Source organism: Methanobrevibacter sp. (assembly GCF_015062985.1).
Lineage (GTDB): Archaea > Methanobacteriota > Methanobacteria > Methanobacteriales > Methanobacteriaceae > Methanocatella.
This window is the reverse complement of record NZ_SUTI01000023.1, coordinates 15,684-17,647: the sequence shown is the minus strand read 5'-3', so window position 1 is coordinate 17,647 and position 1,964 is coordinate 15,684. Positions and strand designations below refer to the sequence as shown.

Genomic DNA, 1,964 nt, shown 5'->3' with positions numbered 1-1,964 from the left:
CAAGATTAGGTTACGGTACTGTTGTAGAAGCAGCTATGCCTCCTCTTGAAGCAAAACACACTCACGAAGAAATTGCTACTATTCCACAACTCGATATTCCAGCTATGCCATTATTCGGTAACAACTGGTTTGTAATGGAATACGCAAAAGATAATAATATTGAAGACATCGCAGCATTTGTAGCTGCTTGGTTAAAAATCTCCAAAGGTTACGGAATCAAAATCGTAAACCCATGTGGAAGTGAAGCATGGGGATGGGGTATGAACGTACACGGTGTAAACGATAAAGCACCTTACTTTGACGTAACTTCCAAAGAAGTTATCATCGCTTTAGCAAAAGCTAACGAAATGTTAAAGTTACCTCACTCTATCCACATTCACCCTAACGACTTAGGACACCCAGGTAACTACACAACCACTCTCGAAACCATGGATGCTGTTAAAGACATTAAAAAAGGAGACAAAGCAGCTGAAATCAGGGACCAAGTTATGCACGTTACTCACTTGCAATTCCACTCTTACACAGGTAACAGCTGGAAAGATGCAGGATCTGCAGCACCGGAAATTGCTGATTACATTAACAAACATGATCACATTACCTGTGACGTAGGTCAAGTAACCTTGGATGAAACCACAACAATGACTGCAGACGCTCCTATGGAATATGACTTGTTCAAATTATCCGGTTTAAAATGGACCAACAAGGATATTGAATGTGAAACCGCAGCAGGTATCATTCCATGTATTTACTCTGGTAAAAACCCTGTTAACACTTTACAATGGGCTATCGGTTTAGAATTGTTCTTAGGTATTGAAAACCCATGGCAAGTATGTTTAACTACTGACCACCCTAACGCAGGACCATTTACCAGATATCCTAGAATCATCTCCTGGTTGATGAGTAACCAAAGAAGAATGGAAATGATGGAAAACGGAGAAGTCCACAAATGGGCACAAAGAAGAACTACTCTCCCAACTCTCGACAGAGAATACGATTTCTACGAAATTGCAACTATTACCAGAGCTGCTCCTGCTAGAATCTACGGATTCACTGACAGAGGTGCACTTACTCCTGGATACAGAGCAGACATTGCAGTATATGACATAAATCCTAATGAAATTGATCCATCCAGACAAGCAGCTGAAATCGAAAAAGGTTTCAATGTAGCTGAATACACTATTAAAGATGGTCAAATCTTAGTCAAAGATAAAGAAATCGTAAAAGTTAAAGAAAGTCAAAACATTTGGGTTAACGTAAAAGGATGGGAACAAAACGAACAAAAAGTTATCAACAACATTATGCCGTTCTTTACTCAATACTATTCAGTTAAATGGGAAAACTACCCAGTACACGACCACTACGTATCCAACCCAATTAGAGTAGACGTTGATGGTAAATAGGGGTGTTAAATTTGAAAACTATAACATTTGATCAAATAAAAACTTCTTCAATCGCTTTAGAATTTGATGAATTAATTCCTGATGAAATTTATTCATGGACTGAAGCTGACTTCGCAAAATATCAAGTTCCAATTGGAAACTCAAGATTCCCAATTACAGACTTCTTCGACATTACTGTTGTAGGAGAAGCTAACGGACCTGATGAAGTTGAAATGATTCTCAACGGTGATTTAAACAGAGTAAAATACATCGGTTGTAAAATGAGCGGCGGTAACATTGTATGTAACAGTAGTGTAGACTTACACGTTGGTGCAGAAATGTCCGGAGGATCCATCCTCGTTAAAGGTAACGCAGCTGCTCACGCTGGAAGAGAAATGTCTGGAGGATACCTTGAAATCGAAGGAAACACCAAAGAATTTACCGGTGCTTCTTACATTGGTGAATGGAGAGGTATGACCGGTGGACAAATCGTTGTCGGCGGTAATGCAGGAAAACAATGTGGTGAATGTTTAACCGGTGGTAGAATCCACGTTAAAGGTAACTGTGATATCTTAGCTGGTATTC

Annotated in this window: 2 protein-coding genes; both read left to right on the top strand. The window is 39.4% G+C overall.

The annotated features are described in order from the left end of the window. The coding region (locus E7Z77_RS08735) for a formylmethanofuran dehydrogenase subunit A (protein WP_292752997.1) at positions 1–1,400 on the top strand (1,400 nt) is incomplete at its 5' end. A gap of 2 nt (positions 1,401–1,402) precedes the next feature. Continuing rightward, the coding region (locus E7Z77_RS08730; RefSeq protein WP_292752994.1) for a formylmethanofuran dehydrogenase subunit C at positions 1,403–1,964 on the top strand (562 nt) is incomplete at its 3' end.